At 40.1% G+C, this 17,739-nt stretch carries 19 protein-coding genes; 8 read left to right on the forward strand and 11 right to left on the reverse strand.

Features of this window, described 5'->3' with window-relative positions:
* Positions 1-22 precede the first annotated feature (22 nt).
* The 4 genes from H148_RS0107255 to surE are packed head-to-tail and all read right to left on the reverse strand — an operon-like array spanning position 23 to position 2,747.
* On the reverse strand, positions 23-574 hold the full coding sequence (locus H148_RS0107255) for a C40 family peptidase (RefSeq protein ID WP_029034208.1): 552 nt from the start codon (positions 572-574) through the stop codon (positions 23-25).
* The gene (gene lpxB / locus H148_RS0107260; RefSeq protein WP_029034209.1) at positions 571-1,689 is read right to left on the reverse strand and encodes a lipid-A-disaccharide synthase; all 1,119 of its coding nucleotides are present in this window, start codon (positions 1,687-1,689) and stop codon (positions 571-573) included. Before lpxB ends, H148_RS0107255 begins: the two co-directional genes overlap by 4 nt.
* Before the next feature lies 1 nt (position 1,690).
* On the reverse strand, positions 1,691-1,972 hold the full coding sequence (locus H148_RS0107265; RefSeq protein WP_029034210.1) for a hypothetical protein: 282 nt from the start codon (positions 1,970-1,972) through the stop codon (positions 1,691-1,693).
* A complete protein-coding gene (gene surE / locus H148_RS0107270; RefSeq protein WP_029034211.1) occupies positions 1,965-2,747 on the reverse strand; it encodes a 5'/3'-nucleotidase SurE in 783 nt (260 codons plus the stop codon). The genes H148_RS0107265 and surE overlap by 8 nt, the downstream gene beginning before the upstream one ends.
* A 146-nt stretch (positions 2,748-2,893) precedes the next feature.
* On the opposite strand from surE, the gene H148_RS0107275 reads away from it, so the two are divergent.
* Positions 2,894-5,026 (forward strand): carboxy terminal-processing peptidase, encoded by a 2,133-nt coding sequence (locus tag H148_RS0107275; protein WP_029034212.1) that lies wholly within the window; start codon positions 2,894-2,896, stop codon positions 5,024-5,026.
* Between the two features lie 295 nt (positions 5,027-5,321).
* Here H148_RS0107275 and rodA read toward each other — a convergent pair whose 3' ends face one another.
* Genes rodA through purH form a run of 6 tightly spaced genes read right to left on the reverse strand, consistent with a single transcriptional unit; the run spans position 5,322 to position 12,370 of the window.
* Positions 5,322-6,572 carry a rod shape-determining protein RodA gene (rodA, locus tag H148_RS0107280; RefSeq protein ID WP_029034213.1) on the reverse strand — a complete coding sequence of 417 codons (1,251 nt, stop codon included), beginning with the start codon at positions 6,570-6,572 and terminating at the stop codon, positions 5,322-5,324.
* A 2-nt stretch (positions 6,573-6,574) separates the two neighbouring features.
* Positions 6,575-8,443, reverse strand: a complete 1,869-nt coding sequence (mrdA, locus tag H148_RS0107285; protein WP_029034214.1) for a penicillin-binding protein 2 — start codon at positions 8,441-8,443, stop codon at positions 6,575-6,577.
* Complete coding sequence (locus H148_RS0107290) at positions 8,440-8,946, reverse strand: hypothetical protein (protein WP_029034215.1); 507 nt, start codon at positions 8,944-8,946, stop codon at positions 8,440-8,442. The genes mrdA and H148_RS0107290 overlap by 4 nt, the downstream gene beginning before the upstream one ends.
* On the reverse strand, positions 8,939-9,766 hold the full coding sequence (gene mreC, locus H148_RS0107295; RefSeq protein WP_029034216.1) for a rod shape-determining protein MreC: 828 nt from the start codon (positions 9,764-9,766) through the stop codon (positions 8,939-8,941). The genes H148_RS0107290 and mreC overlap by 8 nt, the downstream gene beginning before the upstream one ends.
* 9 nt (positions 9,767-9,775) lie before the next feature.
* Complete coding sequence (locus H148_RS0107300) at positions 9,776-10,804, reverse strand: rod shape-determining protein (protein ID WP_029034217.1); 1,029 nt, start codon at positions 10,802-10,804, stop codon at positions 9,776-9,778.
* Between the two features lie 39 nt (positions 10,805-10,843).
* A complete protein-coding gene (gene purH, locus H148_RS0107305) occupies positions 10,844-12,370 on the reverse strand; it encodes a bifunctional phosphoribosylaminoimidazolecarboxamide formyltransferase/IMP cyclohydrolase (protein WP_029034218.1) in 1,527 nt (508 codons plus the stop codon).
* A gap of 147 nt (positions 12,371-12,517) precedes the next feature.
* On the opposite strand from purH, the gene H148_RS0107310 reads away from it, so the two are divergent.
* Both H148_RS0107310 and H148_RS0107315 read left to right on the forward strand, forming a co-directional pair.
* The gene (locus H148_RS0107310) at positions 12,518-13,771 is read left to right on the forward strand and encodes an ABC transporter permease (protein WP_029034219.1); all 1,254 of its coding nucleotides are present in this window, start codon (positions 12,518-12,520) and stop codon (positions 13,769-13,771) included.
* Positions 13,772-13,853: 82 nt separating this feature from the next.
* Positions 13,854-15,170 (forward strand): serine hydrolase domain-containing protein, encoded by a 1,317-nt coding sequence (locus H148_RS0107315; protein WP_051286267.1) that lies wholly within the window; start codon positions 13,854-13,856, stop codon positions 15,168-15,170.
* Between the two features lie 136 nt (positions 15,171-15,306).
* Here the strand turns inward: H148_RS0107315 and H148_RS0107320 are convergent, their stop codons facing one another.
* Positions 15,307-15,762, reverse strand: a complete 456-nt coding sequence (locus tag H148_RS0107320) for a GAF domain-containing protein (RefSeq protein ID WP_029034221.1) — start codon at positions 15,760-15,762, stop codon at positions 15,307-15,309.
* Between the two features lie 87 nt (positions 15,763-15,849).
* Between H148_RS0107320 and xrtF the strand changes: the two genes are divergently transcribed.
* From xrtF to H148_RS0107345, 5 genes are all read left to right on the forward strand, one after another.
* The gene (xrtF, locus tag H148_RS0107325) at positions 15,850-16,407 is read left to right on the forward strand and encodes an exosortase family protein XrtF (protein ID WP_029034222.1); all 558 of its coding nucleotides are present in this window, start codon (positions 15,850-15,852) and stop codon (positions 16,405-16,407) included.
* Positions 16,391-16,840 (forward strand): exosortase F system-associated membrane protein, encoded by a 450-nt coding sequence (locus H148_RS0107330; RefSeq protein WP_029034223.1) that lies wholly within the window; start codon positions 16,391-16,393, stop codon positions 16,838-16,840. The genes xrtF and H148_RS0107330 overlap by 17 nt, the downstream gene beginning before the upstream one ends.
* A gap of 30 nt (positions 16,841-16,870) precedes the next feature.
* The gene (locus H148_RS0107335) at positions 16,871-17,269 is read left to right on the forward strand and encodes an HYC_CC_PP family protein (protein WP_029034224.1); all 399 of its coding nucleotides are present in this window, start codon (positions 16,871-16,873) and stop codon (positions 17,267-17,269) included.
* Between the two features lie 77 nt (positions 17,270-17,346).
* Positions 17,347-17,538 (forward strand): hypothetical protein, encoded by a 192-nt coding sequence (locus tag H148_RS0107340; protein ID WP_029034225.1) that lies wholly within the window; start codon positions 17,347-17,349, stop codon positions 17,536-17,538.
* On the forward strand, positions 17,531-17,739 hold a 209-nt coding region (locus H148_RS0107345; protein WP_029033138.1), incomplete at its 3' end, for an ISAon1 family transposase N-terminal region protein. The genes H148_RS0107340 and H148_RS0107345, both read left to right, overlap by 8 nt.

A 17,739-nucleotide genomic window follows, 5' to 3' on the forward strand; every position in this document is an offset into this window, starting at 1 on the left:
GGATTTACCCTAAGATAATAATTTAAAGAATGCGGCGGGCCATTACAAAATGTTCCCTCCAGTAGTTCTCATCAAGGGCCGAAATAATCACACCTCGCGAGGTGCTGGAATGAATGAAAAAGATCCTGTCCTCATCAAGTTGCACCACCAGGCCAACGTGGTTGATGTTCTTTTTTCGTCTGTCAGTTATAAAAAATAACAGGTCTCCCGTTTTTACCTGAGGTAGTTCTAATTGCTCCCCTAGTAATGCCATGTCTCGAGAGGATCGTGGCAGCTCAATATTGTTCGCTAAAAAACAGGTGTAAACGAGACCGGAACAATCCATGCCTTGAGGAGTAGTGCCGCCATATTTGTAGCTTGTTCCTAAAAATTGAAGGGCATGATCAATGATACTGAAGGTTTCTTCTTTCAGGTCTTCTACGAACTCTTCATCGGGATCGTAAAAGTCGGGAAGCTCTGCGTATTCGCCATTCCTTTCTTCTGCTGACTTCTGCAAAGTCGAAGGGGTCTTCCCGGCACCACAGGAGGTCAATGAAATGATAAGGAACAACAGGGTAAATTTCCAGATCTTCATATTCCTGAAATCTTTTTATAAATAAGCTGCGCCGTTTTCTCACTTGCACCTTTCCCTCCAAGTTTTTGCTCCAGTTCAAAATAATCTTCAAAAACCTTTTTCCTGTGCTCCTCATCTAAAATTCTGCAGAGTTCTTTTTTGAGGTTCTGGTGGTTAAAGTCATTTTGAATGAGTTCTTTCACTACCTCCCGTTCCATAATTAGGTTCACTAAAGAAATATATTCAAGATTGATCACCCGTTTTGCAATTTGATAGGATATGAAGTTGCCTTTGTAGCAGACTACTTCCGGAACTTTGAGTAATGCAGTCTCCAGAGTGGCAGTACCTGAAGTCACCAGGGCCGCAGTAGATATTTCAAGAACATCGTATGTGCGGTTCATTACCAGGTGTATATTTTTCTTCTTAATGTATGGCCGGTAAAATTCCTCTTCCTGGCTTGGGGCTCCGGCAATTACAAACTGATAATCTTTAAAATCTCCCGTCACACTGAGCATGGTTTCAAGCATTTTTGCAATTTCCTGCTTTCGGCTTCCGGGGAGTAAGGCAATTACTGGCCGGTCATCTAAACCATGTTCAATTCTAATCTTTCGGATATCTGCGGGAGGGCGATCTCCAATAGCGTCTATAAGTGGATGACCAACGAAATTGACTATATAGTCATGCTTTTCCTCATAAAAACCTTTCTCAAAAGGCAGGATGACGTACATTTCATCTATATCCCGCTGAATGTCTTTGATCCTGTTCTCTTTCCAGGCCCAAATTTGCGGTGAAATGTAAAAATGTGTTTTATATCCTTCCTTACGTGCCCATTTTGCAATCCGCAGGTTGAAACCGGGATAATCGACAAAAATGATCACGTGAGGACCCCATTTTTTTATGTCTTCTTTACAAAAGGAAATGTTACGAAGGATTGTGCGCAGGTTCATGATCACTTCAGCAAAACCCATGAACGCCAGGTCGCGGTAGTGCTTTACAGGTGTACCGCCTTCCTGCTCCATTAGATCTCCACCCCAAAACCTGAATTCGGCTTTGGGATCGATCTTCTTGAGTGCTTTCATGAGGTTCGCGGCGTGTAAGTCACCCGAAGCTTCTCCTGCAATAATATAGTACTTCATATTAAGTGAGCTTAATTACTGCAATGACTACTGCAGCAAGGAGAGAAGCCATTAAAACTCCCCGGGCACGATAGATTTTTTCTTTCTTCAGAAAATAGAAAAATGGAAGAAAATTAAGGATCGCCCCGGCAGTTATGAGAGTACTAATAAAACCTCCCTCAATTGATTCCTGAATAGTATCTATAACAGGTAAATCAGAAAAGATAAGAATGTATATGAGCATCCCGATGAGGTTAGCTGCAATGCCAGATAAAAAACCGATGAGGATTTCCTTTTTAATCATTTAGATCCCATGTATTTAGATCCCTAAGGAATTGATGTGCCGTAAGGTCAAATTGAACAGGTACAACCGAAACATATCCTTGTGAAAGGGCATATTCATCACTGTCTTCTCCTTCGTCTTCATTGATGAATTTTCCCGAAAGCCAATAATAATCGCGCCCCTGGGGATTCGTCCTTTTATCGAATTCCTCTTCCCATCTTGCATTGGCTTGTCGGCATACTTTGATGCCTTTGATCTCCGATTCTTTTAACTTCGGAAGATTTACATTTAAAACTACGCCTTTTGGAAGACCATGTTTTAGAACCTGCCTGGTTATTCGTTTTACAAATTTTTTGCATGGCTCAAAATCGGCATTTAGGGAATAATCCAGCAGGGAAAAACCTATTGCCGGAATCCCTTCAATTCCCGCTTCCACAGCGGCACTCATAGTGCCCGAATAGATTACATTTATGGACGAGTTGGAGCCGTGATTAATTCCGCTCACACATAGGTCTGGCTTGCGGTGCAGGATCTCCTGAGTGGCAATCTTTACACAATCGGCAGGTGTCCCAGAACAGCTGTATTCTTTATGTTTATAAGTTTCTTTAACCGTAATTTGATCACAAAACAGAGTGTCGCTTATGGTAATGGCGTGCCCCATTCCGCTTTGTGGGCTATCGGGCGCTACCACGATCACATCTCCCAGCTGCTTCATTACATCTATGAGGGCTCTTATTCCCGGAGCCGTTATTCCGTCGTCATTGGTTACTAAAATGAGCGGTTTTTCCTGAGACATTTATGAAAAATTTATGGCTGCTAAAATAAATTAATTTCCTGAGGAAAGGCTTATATTCGTAAATTAACAAAAAAGAAGAAGACTATGGAAGTTGGCATAGTTTTTAATGTACTACAGTAATACTAATGACGAAAATACAAACCATAATGAAAAGGAACTATAAGCTACTGGTGCTGGTTTTGCTGTTTGCCGCAGCTTCTTGCAGTTTTACCACAAAGACATTTAACGATCCCAATAAAGACAAAACCTTAATTGAATTAATTTCTTATGTTCTGAAGAATGGACACTATGATGCGAAGGAAGTAAATGATTCCTTTTCTTCAGAAGTATATAAAGATTATCTCGAAGCTTTAGATCCACTAAAAAGATATTTTTATGCTAGTGATATAGAAGAGTTTAAGCAATATGAAACCCTTCTTGATGACGAGATAAAGAATAGTGAGATCAACTTCTTTGATCTTACTCATACCCGATTATTAGAACGTATGGCCGAAGCTGAAGGGATTTATAAAGAAGTCCTTGAGCAGCCTTTCGATTTTAGTAAAGAAGAGGCTTTAGATACAGATTACAGCAAACGTGACTATGTGAATTCTCAAGAAGAAATGAAGGAAAGATGGAGAAAACAATTAAAGTTTTCGGCGATTTCAAATTTTTATGATCAAAAGAAAGAGCAGGAACGTGAATTAAAAAATGATCCCGATTTTGCTGTAAAGACGGATGTTGAGCTTGAAGAGGAAGCCAGGAAATTGACAAGGAATTCTTTGAACGAATACTTTGACTTTAGCCAGGATCTTGAAAGAAAGGATTGGTTCTCTGTTTATGTAAATGCTATTGTAGAGGAATTTGATCCACACACCTTCTATTTTGCACCACAGGACAAGGATCGTTTTGATCAGGCGATGAGTGGAAAGCTGGAAGGTATTGGTGCCCGTCTTCAAAAGAAAAATGACAATGTCAAGATCATGGAAGTAATCTCGGGTGGACCTGCCTGGAGAGGAGAAGAAGTTGAGGTAGGTGATGAAATTATTAAAGTGCAGCAGGAAGATGAAAATGAGGCGGTTAGTGTTGTTGGAATGAGACTTGACGATGCTGTCAATTTGATTAAAGGCCCTAAAGGCTCTAAAGTGATACTTACTCTTAAGAAAGTTGACGGGACAATTCAGGAGGTTGATATTATTCGGGATGTTGTAGAGATTGAAGAGACTTATGCTAAGGCTGCCAAAGTTCAAAAGGATGGCCGCTTGTATGGGGTGATTAACTTGCCAAAGTTCTATTTTGATATGGAAGATTATTCTGAAAGAAACGCAGCTTCCGATGTTAAGAAAGAAATTATCAGACTTAAAGAAGAAGGAATGGACGGGCTTGTGCTCGACCTTAGAAATAATGGGGGAGGGTCTTTAAAGACTGTTGTGGATATTGCCGGGTTGTTCATTAAAGAAGGACCTATAGTTCAGGTGAAATCAAAAATTGGAGGACAGGAAGTTCTTAAAGATAAAGATCCTTCTATCCTTTGGGATGGACCGCTTGTGATTCTCGTAAATGAACTTTCAGCTTCAGCTTCAGAAATTTTGGCTGCCGCAATGCAGGATTATAAAAGAGCCGTAGTGATTGGTAGTAAACAAACTTATGGTAAAGGTACTGTTCAAAATGTCCTAAACCTTAATGATTATGTTCGTAACAACAACCTTGGGGATTTAGGAGCATTGAAGATTACAACCCAAAAGTTCTATAGAGTTAATGGTGGTTCCACCCAGTTAGAAGGTGTTAAAAGTGATGTGGTGGTGCCCGATCGTTATTCTTTTATCGATATTGGTGAAAAAGACCAGGAGAATCCGCTTCCATGGGATCAAATCGAGGCAGCATCTTTTGAGGAATGGGATGGTTATATTGACTTCGAAGAAACACTATCCAACAGTCAGAAAAGAATGGCCCGAAATGAGCATATTGAGTTAATAAGGGAAAATGCAGAGTGGATAAGAGATCAACGGAATAGTACTTCTTTCCCACTGAACTATGCAGAATATAGCAGTGAAATGGAGCTAAATGAAGAACAAGCGAAAAGATTTGACCAGATTTCTGAATACCAGTCAAACCTAAGCTTTGAATCTCTGCCCTACGAAAGACAATTGTTTAGTGTAGATACTGTTCTTGCAGAGAAGAGAGAAAGATGGCACGATAACCTGGCCAGTGATATTTATATGGAAGAGGCTGTACATGTGCTGGAAGACATGAAGATGAATAACATCAAGAAATCAAGTCTTGCTGACATTAAAAAGTAAGAAGAAGAAAAATTTATTATCAAAAAAGGGCTTTTCTAAAGCCCTTTTTTTGTGCGATATAATGATCAGGAATTTGGGTATTCATATTGGCCAGTAAATTTAATCCTGATCCTTAGAAGCGATTTCGTGAAGTATACGTCGTGTTCATCTTAAAGGAATTGACTACTGAGTTCAAAAAAGAGATTTTGTACAGTGAATAATTAACCAGAGTCCAGAACTGAAATAATTCTGAGCAGGGGTATATAGCGAAGGGCCTATTTTCCTGAATTTAAAGCCATATCTAATTTCTCAAATCTTACCAGAATGACATTCTCTCGGAGTCTAGCTTAATAAAAACAAAGAGGAGAATCGTAAAACCCCATAATCCTGAACCTCCATAGCTAAAAAATGGTAGCGGGATTCCCACGGTAGGGAAGATCCCCAGCACCATACCTATATTTACAAAGAAATGCACAAAAAGGATCCCGGCAACGCTGTAGCCGTAAACACGATTAAATTGGGATTTCTGTCTTTCAGCCATATGGATGATCCTGAGCATTAAGAAGATGAAAAGAAGCACTACAACAGAGCTTCCTACAAAGCCCCATTCCTCGCCCACTGTACTAAAGATATAGTCGGTATCCTGTTCGGGAACAAAGTTTCCTTTAGTCTGAGTGCCTTCAGTCCAACCTTTGCCAAACCAGCTTCCACTACCTACTGCTATTTCACTTTGATTAGTGTTGTACCCTATTCCGCGGTTATCTACCTCTTTTCCGAGCACTATATTGAATCTGTCCCTGTGGCGCTGCTCAAAAATATTTTCAAAGATATAATCGACTGAAAAGGATAGGGCAACGGCCATGATAAGAATACTTAAATAAACCATAATTCCCGTTCTCTTTCTTTTTGTGAAAAAATAGAGAAAGATCACCAGGCCAGTGGCACCAATAGACACCCAGATGGGACTTAGGACGAGAGTAAGTATGAAAACGAGAATCCCCAAAGTTCCTGTAATAAGATAAGCTCCTGAAAGACCCTCCCTGTAAAGTGGAAAGAAAAATGCTGCAAAAACCATAGCGCTCCCTGCATCGGGTTGGGGCAGAATGATCAATGCCGGCAGAGCTATAATTATAAATGCCTTAATCTGATCTGCCCAATTGCGAATATTCGTTTGAATATCACTAATAAATTTAGCCAGGGCAAGTGCCGTGGCTACTTTGGCAAATTCTGCCGGTTGTATTGTAAAGCTGCCTATAGCGTACCAGGATGTAGCTCCATTAATGGTCTTTCCAAAGAAAAATAATCCGATAATGGAGATTAGGGAGAAGATATAAATGACGCTCGAAAATCGTTCGTAGAACTTTGCTTCCAGTGAGAGAAGAATAATAATTAAAAATATACTGAGAAATATGAACAGCATCTGCTTTCCATAAACTTTATCAAGGTCAAAAAAGGATGTGGCGGTATCGTCCAGAGATGCAGAGTATATATTAACCCAGCCTATGATTACCAGCAAGAAATAAATGAGGATTGTAAGCCAGTCAAACTGGGAGATCGTCTTGGGCATAATTACTGGTTAATTCTAAAAGGTTCCCCAGTGAGAGGTTTTGCGTACTCATCTTCCAGACTGTGAGTAAGGATCCAGTCCTCCATGTCTGTACGGGTAATCTCTCCTTTTAGATACTTCTCAATTATTAATCCGGCAATTCGGCCGGCGTAGCGTCCTCCCCAATATCCATTTTCTACAAAAACTGCTAATGCAATCTTTGGGTTATCTACAGGGGCAAAGGCAACAAAGATCGAGTGATCTGTTAGTTGAACTCTTTTCCCATCGATCCTGGTAAAGTTCTCGGCTGTTCCGGTTTTACCTGCTATCTCTATGCCGGGGATACGGAGTGCAGCTGCCGTACCCGATTTATATACTTCGTGCATTCCTTCTACTACCGGTCCAAAATGCTCGGGGTCTATGGTAGTGATTTTCTTCTCGGTGAATTCTTTTTCCTTTATGGAACTTCCTTCAATTTCTTTTAGGATATGTGGGGTGTAGAACCAGCCACGGTTAGCAATTGCCGCGGTCATGTTGGCCAATTGTATAGGTGTCATTAGCACTTCTCCCTGCCCAATTGCATTCGAAAGGGTCGCTGTTGAAAACCACTTATAAGTAGGAAAATTGTAGATCTGGTTGTAGTAGTCTGAAGTAGGTATCTTTCCCGGCCTTCCTGTAGACAAGTCAGAACCGAGATAACCACCCAGTCCAAAACTTTCCAAATGATTAGCCCAGGTATCTACACCTTCCTGAGGAGTAGGATATTTCTCTATAATTCTACGGTAAACATTTGCAAAATATGCGTTACAGGATTGTGCGATTCCCGGAACCATGTCGAGTGGACCGGCGTGTGGGTGGCACCCCATTTTTCTGCCTCTTCCATAGAAATATCCTCCATGACAGGAAAAACGTTCCTCGGTAGTTACCACATCCTCTTGTAGGGCGATTAATGCATTAATTGTTTTAAACGGCGAGCCTGGAGGGTATTCTGCTAAAAGTCCACGGTCAAAGAGTGGCTTGGAAATCGAATCCAGCCACAGTTTTGTGAAATTTTCAGATCTTTTACGACCTACAAGGGCGGCGGGATCATAATTGGGAGCAGTAACCAGCGCCAGGATCTCTCCTGTTGCCGGTTCTATAGCAACAATACCGCCTCTTTTGTTTTCCATGAGAATTTCACCGTATTTCTGAAGCTCTGCATCAATAGTAATAGTGATGTCATTCCCTTTTTTTGGAAGAGTGTCAAAAATGCCTTCTTTATAAGGTCCCAGGTCACGGTTAAATCTATCTTTTTGAATATATTTTACACCTTTTACCCCTCGCAATAGTTCTTCATAGTAACCTTCAACACCTTGTCTGCCTATGAGGTCACCAGATATATAATACGGATTTTCACTAACGATACGCTGGTTGACTTCGGCAATGTATCCAAGCACATTAGCGCCGTGCTCTGTATAATAGTCCCTCAATGATCGTTTCTGAATGTAGAATCCTTCATATTTACGCATTTTTTCGGCGAGGTATGCATATTCGCTTTTTGTGAGCTGAGGAATTACTACCGAAGGCAGGCGTGGAGAATAAATTTTTGCTTTATCCAGCCGCTCTACTAATTGGTCCGGAGTAATGCTTAATATATTACAAAGTTCTGTGGTGTCGAAAGGTTTGAGGTTGCGTGGAATCACCATGACGTCATAAGAGGGCTGGTTAGAAACCAGGAGCTCTCCATTGCGATCATAAATAAAACCGCGTTGTGGATAGTCATAAACAACTTTAATGGCATTATTCTCAGAGAGTCCTACAAAGGAGTCATCCAACACTTGCAGGTAGAAAAGCCTGGCCAGAAATATAATTCCGGAAGTGATGACTATTATGTAGAGTAGAATTTTTCTCATCTGGATCGTTTGTTGAATAATGCAAGCGTTAGGAAGACCAGAATTATTGTAAACACTGCAGAAAAAATTGTTTTTTTAAGAAGTAGCAATAAATGTGCAAAATTGAAAAATTCCAATAGAAACATTATAAAATGATGTACCAGCACAAGGATCATTACATAACTTATTCTTGCTCCAGGCTGTGTACTGGAGAATTTAATGGTTTGGTAATCATAACTCACTCCAAAGGAAAAGCGCAGGATGACAGGACGAATGTAAGCGGCTACCACACATGCTGCAGCATTGATGCCGCCGCTGTCTTCAAAGATGTCAATTCCCCAGCCCAGGAGGAAACTTAAAAAAATAAAAAGTGTTTGATTACCATTAAAGGGATACAGGATAATAAAGAGAACATACAGGTAAGGATTAACGTAGCCAAGAAAATTAATATTATTCAACAACAGTACCTGTACCAATATGAGCACTACGAATCGGAGAGCATTGGTGGCAATAACACTATTCATCCTTGGAAAGATTTTGCAGAGCTTTTATTTCGCTCTGGCTGGTATTTTCAATGACATAAACATAACCAAGGTTGGTCATATCATTAAATAATTCAATGTTTATGTTGTAATAACTTTCACTTTGATCGAGAGAAAAGTTTTTAATTGAGCCGATAGGTAAACCTTTGGGGAAAATAAGAGAGCGTCCTCCCGTGATAATAGTATCTCCTTCGGCTATTGGTGCAACAGAGGGCACATCGGTAAGTTGGACAACGTTTGGATCATCACCATTCCAGATTAATGTTCCAAAATGGTTGGAGTTTTTAAGCTGGGCATTAATCCGTGAGTTAGAGTTGAGAATGGAAATAACTGTAGAATAATTTGGTGAAACATTTTCTACAATTCCCACAATTCCCCTGCTGGTCACTACACCCATATCCCCTTCAATTCCATCTCGTGCCCCACTCTTAAGGGTAAGATAGTTGTTTACTTTCGCATAGTTATTATTAATGACTTCTGAAGCTCTAAAAATATAATCGGCATTAAAGCTGCTCGTATCCTTATAAGTCTGAATTTCCAAAGAATCTTCGAATCCGGCAAGGCGGGTACGGAGTCTTTCATTCTCTTCCAGCAAACGCAGGTTGTACTCTTCGAGGTGAAAATAACTGTTGATGTTGCTTGTCCAGCTATAAATCCCACCACTCATAAAATTGGCAGAACTAATAAATTTACTTTTTTGATAAGAGTGGGACTGGATGGTCAGGAACAGGGAAAAAGTCAGCAGCAATAAGAATAGAATATTGTTCTTATTGCGAATAAGAAAATTAATTATTTGCTGCATAAGCTACTCCTACTTTATCAAGATCCCCTTGTAACGATGAAGGGTTTTCAGGCAAATTCCTGTCCCGCGAACAACTGCCCGTAAAGGATCTTCGGCGATATAAACGGGAAGATCGGTCTTTTGTGATAGTCTCTTATCCAGACCACGCAGCATGGATCCTCCACCGGCAAGGTAGATCCCGGTATTGTAAATGTCGGCTGCAAGTTCCGGCGGAGTTTGTGAAAGGGTTTCCATCACTGCATCTTCGATCCTTAGGATCGATTTATCCAGGGCCTTGGCAATCTCGCGATATGAAATGTTGACCTGCTTTGGTTTTCCTGTAAGCAGATCCCTTCCCTGTACATTCATTTCATCTGGCGGCACCTCTAGATCTTCGGTGGCAGCACCAATCTGGATTTTAATTTTTTCAGCAGTACGTTCACCAACATAAAGGTTGTGTTGCGTACGCATGTAATAAACAATATCGTTAGTGAAAACGTCCCCTGCAATCTTTACAGACTTATCGCAAACAATTCCTCCAAGCGCGATCACTGCAATCTCGGTAGTACCACCCCCTATATCTACAATCATGTTTCCTTTTGGCTGCATAATATCCACTCCAATTCCAATTGCCGCAGCCATTGGTTCGTGGATTAGATAAACCTCTTTCCCATTAACTCTTTCGGCACTTTCTTTTACTGCACGCATCTCCACCTCTGTAATTCCCGATGGGATACAAATCACCATCCTTAAAGCAGGTGTGAACATCTTCTTTTTAAGAGCGGGAATTTCCCTAATGAACATGGTAAGCATCTTTTCGCTCGCATCAAAATCGGCTATTACTCCGTCTTTTAAAGGGCGAATAGTTTTGATATTCTCATGGGTTTTTCCCTGCATCATCGCAGCTTCTTTCCCTACAGCTATAATCTTACCTGTTGTACGGTGACGGGCAACAATAGAGGGACTGTCCACCACAACCTTGTCATTGTGTATAATAAGAGTATTCGCAGTTCCTAAATCTATAGCAATTTCTTCAGTGAGAAAATCGAAAAATCCCATGTTAAGTTAATTAGTTGAGGTTTGGTAAATGTAATAAATTTAATGTTTAAAATGCCTCGTGCCGGTCATTACCATTGCAAGATTGTTTTCATTGCAATAGTCAATACTAAGCTGGTCTTTAATGGATCCACCGGGTTGAATTACAGCAGTGATTCCTGCATTATCTGCAATTTCAACACAATCGGGAAAGGGAAAAAATGCATCACTCGCCATTACTGCTCCACGGAGATCAAACTCAAAGGATTTTGCCTTGTCAATACTTTGCCGCAAGGCATCAACCCTGGAAGTCTGCCCCGTTCCGCTCGCCAGTAACTGATTATTCTTTACCAGAACTATAGTATTGGACTTAGTATGTTTACAAATCTTTGAGGCAAACAACAGGTCATTTAACTCCTGTTGGGAAGGTTTATTGTTGGTTGAAAAGGTTAATTCTTCTTTAATGTCGGTTTTTAAATCCTTGTCCTGTACTAAAATTCCATTCAAGCATGTGCGTACAAGCTGTTGCGGCAGTTCTGTTTCCTTCTGAACCAGTAGCACCCTGTTTTTTTTGCTTTTTAGAATATCCAGAGTTGCTTCGGAATAACCGGGAGCTATGACAACCTCACAAAAAAGTTCATTTATCTCTTCGGCAGTTGCTTTGTCAATTTCGGTATTGCCGATCAGAATTCCGCCAAAAGCTGAAACCGGATCTCCTGCCAGAGCATCTTTATACGCCTGAAGCAAAGTTCCCCTCTGGGCCAGTCCGCAGGCGTTGTTGTGCTTTAAAATAGCAAAAGTGGGATTTTCATTCCGGAATTCATTCATCAGGTTTACCGCTGCATCTACATCGAGCAGGTTGTTATATGAAAGTTCTTTTCCGTGCAGCTTATCGAACATTGTAGAAAAGTCCCCGTAAAAATGCCCTTTTTGATGGGGGTTCTCGCCATATCTCAATTCCAAACCTCCGTTATAGCTTTTCTTAAAGGCAAATTCTTCGGTATTTAAATAATTGAAAATAGCGGTATCATAGTGAGAAGAAACATTGAAAGCTTTGGCCGCAAATCTCTTACGGTCGCTCAAGCTTATTTTTCCCTTGCCTTCAGAAATGAGCTGCAAAAATTCAGCATAATCATCAACTGAAGATACGCAGGTAACGTCTTTAAAGTTCTTGGCAGCTGCTCTAATCAGGGAGATACCGCCGATATCTATTTTTTCAATAATATCTTCTTTTGAAGCACCAGAAGCTACTGTTTTTTCAAAGGGATAAAGATCCACGATCACAATATCGATCTGCGGAATTTCATATTGCTCTAGTTCAGCTTTGTCCTGCTCATTTTCGCTACGGTTCAAAATTCCGCCAAACACCTTTGGGTGCAAAGTTTTAACCCTTCCGCCCAGTATAGAAGGGTAAGAGGTGATGTCTTCAACCGGTACCACGTCTATTCCCAGATCTTTAATAAACTTTTCGGTTCCTCCCGTGGAATAGATGGTAATATTGAGTTCATTCAGCTCTTTAACAACGGGTTCCAGCCCATCTTTACTAAAGACAGAAATAAGTGCAGATTTCGCCGATTTAAAGTCGCTCATTGTGTTGGTTTTGTTGAGGTTGCAAAAGTAATTATTTCGATATTAAATTAAAGGGCTGCTGCCTTTAATTATATATTTATTTTGTAACGAATTTTCAAAGCCGGCGTCTTATTAAGGGCAGGTTTGTAATAACACAGAAAAAGTACGATGTTAATATATTTAAGGGTTCTTAAAGAGAGTTTTTTTTTCGCTATTAGCGCTCTGGTAAACAATAAACTACGAACCATGCTGTCTCTCCTGGGAGTGACCATTGGAATCTTTTCTATAATAGCAGTACTTGCGGCGGTAGATTCACTGGAAAAGGAGATAAAAGGCAGTCTTAGCTCGCTGGACAATAGTACCATGATCCTTACCCGCTTTTCCTTCGGTCCAACCGAGGTGCCACAATGGAAAAGAGAACAGTTTCCCGACGTGAGTTATGAAGAATACGAATATCTCAGTCGCTCTGTCCCCGATGTCTCAGCTATGGCCTATGTCCTAAATGTGCCCCAGGAAAATATTAAATACAGTGATAAAACTGCATCAAATGTTGGAATAGGCGCAGTTTCCTCAGAATATTATGATATTGAAGCTTTGAAAATTGAAGAAGGCAGGTTCTTTAATATGGCCGAGGCAGCGAGCGGTAGCCCTGTTATTGTCCTTGGTCATGATGTTTATGAGAATCTTTTTGGAAACAGCAATGCACTGGGGGAACAGGTACGGCTCTATGGAAGAAAATTTACTGTAATAGGGGTCCTGGAAAAAAAAGGAGCCAGTCTCTTTGGAGGAAGTCATGACACGAATGTTTTTGTGCCGGTGAACGTGGTAAGGAGGATATACGGCGGAAGTAACCGCGGTACATTTCCGCAGGTGGTCATTAAGCCGTCTCCCGATGTTGACAGCAATGAATTAATAGCTTATATCTCTCAACAACTACGCAATTTCCGGGGATTGAGACGGGATGATATCAATAACTTTTTTGTGAATCAGCTGGAAGGATTTACAGATCTTATTGATAACATGACCGGTCAGCTGAATTTCTTTGGATTAATCATTAGCGGTTTCTCCCTCCTGGTAGGGGGTTTTGGAATTGCCAACATCATGTTTGTAAGTGTGAAGGAACGCACCAACCTAATTGGGATCCAAAAATCACTTGGAGCCAAAAACAAGTTTATCCTTTTTCAGTTTTTGTTTGAAGCGATCATTCTTTCGGTCATTGGTGGATTAATAGGGCTATTTCTGGTTTGGCTTGGAGTTCTTGTCGCGTCTCAACTGACCGACAGTTTTGAATTTGTCCTTTCCCCCTGGAACATGTTTATTGGTACTGCGGTATCGGCAGTTATTGGATTAGTGTCAGGAATAGTACCGGCGATTTCTGCTTCAAAACTTGATCCTGTCGAAGCGATTAGAACCGGGATGTAAATTTTGGTCCTACTTGGTATAACATAATACTATTTTATGTAGATTTGTTTTTCAATCAATTAATCATATAAACAAAACGAACATGAATAAATTATTAATCTTACTAACTTTTAGTTGTGCTCTCATTGCCGGAGCACAGGACTTTGACCGGCAAAAAATGGACAGCCTCTTTTCCGTCGTTGAAGAAAACAACAAAGGGATGGGTAGCTTCGCTATTCATAAGAATGGGGAGCCGGTTTACAGGGAAGCCATTGGCTATGGTGATATAGCTAAAAACATTGAAGCAGATGCCCGTACAAAGTATCGTATTGGATCAATTTCCAAGACGTTTACTGCAGCCTTGATCCTGCAATTAGTAGAAGAAGGAAAACTGTCACTGGATACCAAATTGTCCAGGTTTTATCCTAATATTCCTAATGCTGAAAAGATTTCCATCGAAGATATGTTAAGACATCAAAGCGGACTTTTTAATTTCACCAATGAGAAAGCTTATTTGGATTACATGGAACAACCTAAATCTAAGGAGGAGCTTCTCGCAGTTTTCAGAGCACATGAACCTTCGTTTGAACCAGGGGAAAAGAATGATTATTCAAACACAAATTATGTACTTCTTTCTTTAATTCTGCAAGATGTGGAAAATGACAGCTATGCGGAGGTGCTTAAAAAGAGAATTTTGGAACCACTCAATTTGGCCGACACCTACTACGGAAGTAAAATAAATTCAGATCACTCCGAAGCTTATTCTTATCAAAAGAAAAAAGATTGGGAACCTGCAACCGAAACCGATATGAGCATCCCCATGGGAGCAGGCGCAATAGTTTCCACTCCTTCAGATCTTAATTCCTTTTTTACAGCCTTGTTTAAGGGAGAAGTACTTAAGCCAGAAACCTTGGAAAAGATGAAAACTTTCGAAAATGGATATGGAATGGGCCTTTTCAGTTTTCCCTTTAACGAGAAAACTTTATATGGCCATACCGGGGGAATTGACGGATTCAATTCTATGAGCATGTACTATCCCGAGGAAAATTTGGCTGTTTCCTATATTTCCAACGGTACAGATTTTTCACCAAATGAAATTTTAATTGGCGCTATGAGCATATTCTGGGGGTTGGATTATACGCTACCCTCTTTTGAACCAGTTATAGAAGTTCCGGAAGAAAAGCTTAAAGAATATGCAGGAACTTATGGAAGTAAAACATTTCCTTTAAAAGTGAATATATTTGTGGAGGACGGAACTTTAATGGGACAGGCCACGGGACAACCTTCCTTTCCATTAGAAGCTTATGATGAAGATAAATTCCAATTTATAAGAGCCGGATTAAAACTTGAATTCAGTCCACAGGAGGATAAAATGACACTGCTGCAGGCCGGCAATACTTATGAACTTTCCCGGGAATAGATAAATCCTGGAAGGACAAAAAACAAAGGGTGTCAAAAATGTAATTTTTGGCACCCTTTGTTTTTATAATTCTCAGGCTGTCCCTTTACCTCCTGTTATGAGCTACTCTCCCTTTGGGAGAGGCGGGGGCGTGGGTTTATAGAATTTCAGCTACCTTTTCATTCACAAATTCCAGGAATCGTTCATCTTCTTCGGTAAAAGGATCGGGTACATTGGAATCAATATCTATCTGACCGATATTTTCTCCATTTTTGAACAAAGGCACCACAATTTCAGCTTTGACGTGAATGCTGCAGGCAATATAATTATCCTGAGCACTAACATCGGGCACAACAAAGTTCTGGTTGGAAACAGCAACCTGCCCGCATATGCCTTTTCCGAAGGGAATAATAGTGTGATCTGTAGGTTCACCTGCAAAAGGCCCTAACTTCAGCTCATTTTTGTCACCGTTCTTAAAGTAGAATCCCACCCAGGTGAAATAATCTACTTCGGCTTTCAGAAGTTCACAAACCTTAGAGAGTCGTTCGTCGACCTGAGCTTTATCATTGGCGAGGATTGCAGTAACCTCTTGTTTTAATTTTTCAAATGACATTGTTTACTTTTTGAGCAAAAGTATTTAAAAAATCAGCTTTTTTAGTCGGTATAAATAAATACTTTTGATAAACCCATTAGCAAAAATTTGCGACAACTTCTTCAAAGATACGCCCCTGTAGTCCGGTTCATTTTTACCTTTTTGGGTACATATCTCCTGTTGGCATTTTTGTATAATGTATATCTTCAAAATTATGAGTCGGCAATATATTACCCCGACTATCTTACCCACCTTGTGGCGGTGCAAAGTGAAGTGGTGGTTTCGGCTTTTGGGTATAATTCTGAAGTAACTCCCGGTTTTCCGGAGTCTAACATGCATCTAAAGGTCAATGGGTTCTTTGTAGCACGAATTATAGAAGGCTGTAATGCCGCCAGTGTAATTATACTATTTGTCTCCTTTATGTTGGCTTTCTCCGGCAAAATTAAAACCACTTTTTATTTCACTCTGGCGGGTACGGTAATTATTTATGTGACCAATATTCTTAGGATTGCCTTTATGGGTATTGGAATTTATGAACTTCCCGAATATGCCCATTTCCTGCACTCAATAGCTTTCCCATTGGTCATCTACGGGGTTGTTTTCCTTTTATGGGTGCTTTGGATCATCATTTACACTAAAGAAATTATACATGAAGGGAGTCTTTAAGATCATTATAATTCTTGGTCTTGTTGGGGTACTTGCCCTAATTAGGATTTATGAATACCAGTATTTCTACGATCCTTTCATGTATTTTTTTGAAAGGGCTTATCAAAGTGGAGAGACCATAAATTATACATTTGAAATGTTTTTTAATGTCTTTTTACGCTTTGTACTTAATACTTTGGTCTCGCTTTTGATCCTATGGGTAGCCTTCCGGAGTTGGGGGATCATTAAATTCTCAAGTCTTATTTATACAGCATTTTTTGTCGTACTTTTTCCCGTTTTCATTTATCTTATGGAGAATGTTCGGCCGCAGGAATATCTCGCTGCTTTTTATGTACGCCGATTTTTAGCTCATCCACTGCTTATTCTTATTTTACTGCCGGCTTTTTATTATTACAGGCTTAGTAGAAGTGTGAATATTGAGAAAAAGTATTGATAAGAGTTTTTTTACTAAATTTGCATCTTAATGAAGCAATTTTTTCACAGATCGGCCTCTTTTGCAATGGCATTTTTGGTGCTGTTCTCTACCGTGTCCTTTACGGTGGACAAGCATTTCTGCGGAAAAGTCTTAGTAGATCAGGCTGTTTTTTCTGCAGCAAAGACCTGTGGAATGCATGCAGATATGCCTGCTTCGACTGAAGATGAATGCTGTGATGAAGAAAAGGTTCTGGTAGAGGGACAAACGGAACTTAAGGTTTCTTTTGATGATCTTGACCTGGAACAACAGGTTTTTCTCACCGGCTTTACCTACTCGTATCTTGATCTTTTTATTGAAGAACCACAGGGAGAAACACCATTTTCAAATTATAAGCCTCCTTTACTGGTTTACGACATTCAATTGCTCGACCAGACTTTCCTTATTTGATATTTAAATTGATTTTTTAAATCCTGCCTGTCGGGGTTGCTGTGTTCATTCACGTTTGATCAATTAAATTTCAAAGAATGCTTTCAAAAATAATTCATTATTTTCTTTATAACCGGCTGGTAACCATGCTGCTGCTTATTTTCATGATAGGCTGGGGAGTGGTCACTTCGCCGTTTGACTGGAATTTCGACCTATTGCGGATCAATCTCAAAAGTTGTGGAGGAATTGAAGTAAAGCTAGATATTTGCAGAAAAACTAGAGGTGGATAATTACCTGGATTTACTTAAGCTTGTATTGCCGCAATTCCTTGTAGAGCATTTTGATTTGATAAGAAGTAGAAAAGAAAAAGAAGTACTTCACCTTTACTTTGAGGAACGCAATACTCCTCCTCAGGAACATTCCTCAAAACTTTTAGTGTCTAAAGGATTCCATAAAGAAGTTACTATTCAGGATTTTCCCTTGCGAGGTAA

Source organism: Salinimicrobium terrae DSM 17865, from assembly GCF_000424665.1.
In the GTDB taxonomy this organism is placed as follows: domain Bacteria; phylum Bacteroidota; class Bacteroidia; order Flavobacteriales; family Flavobacteriaceae; genus Salinimicrobium; species Salinimicrobium terrae.